Source organism: Streptomyces sp. SID9727, from assembly GCF_010550605.1.
Taxonomy (GTDB): Bacteria; Actinomycetota; Actinomycetes; order Streptomycetales; family Streptomycetaceae; genus Streptomyces.
In genome coordinates this window covers 1-340 of sequence record NZ_JAAGNI010000085.1, presented here as the reverse complement: position 1 = coordinate 340, position 340 = coordinate 1, and the positions used below count along the sequence as shown (strand labels likewise).

Annotated in this window: 1 protein-coding gene; it reads right to left on the bottom strand. The window is 76.2% G+C overall.

Going from position 1 to position 340, the window contains the following annotated elements; genetic code table 11:
* Positions 1-135 precede the first annotated feature (135 nt).
* The coding region (locus G3I41_RS05240; protein ID WP_164284922.1) for a hypothetical protein at positions 136-340 on the bottom strand (205 nt) is incomplete at its 5' end.

Below are 340 nucleotides of genomic sequence, written 5' to 3'. Positions count from 1 at the left end.
CGGGCTCGTCGGGTGTCGGCATGGAGTTCCAGGGTGCGCGGGCGGGCTACGGCGGCGGGCGGCGGCCCGTACGGAAGGGAGGCGGGCCGCACGACGGCGGCGGTCCTTCCGGGCAGGCTACCGGCGCCGTACCGGTCAGCGGCCGCGCAGCCGCCGTACGAGGATGCTCGCGTCGCCCCGCGACTCCAGGTCCGCGAGGACGACGGCGACCGCCTCGCGCACGATCCGGCCCCGGTCCACGGCGAGGCCGTGCTCGCCGCGCAGGACGAGGCGCGCGTGCTCCAGGTCCATCAGCTCCTCGGCGGAGACGTAGACCGTGATCTTCTCGTCGTGGCGCTCG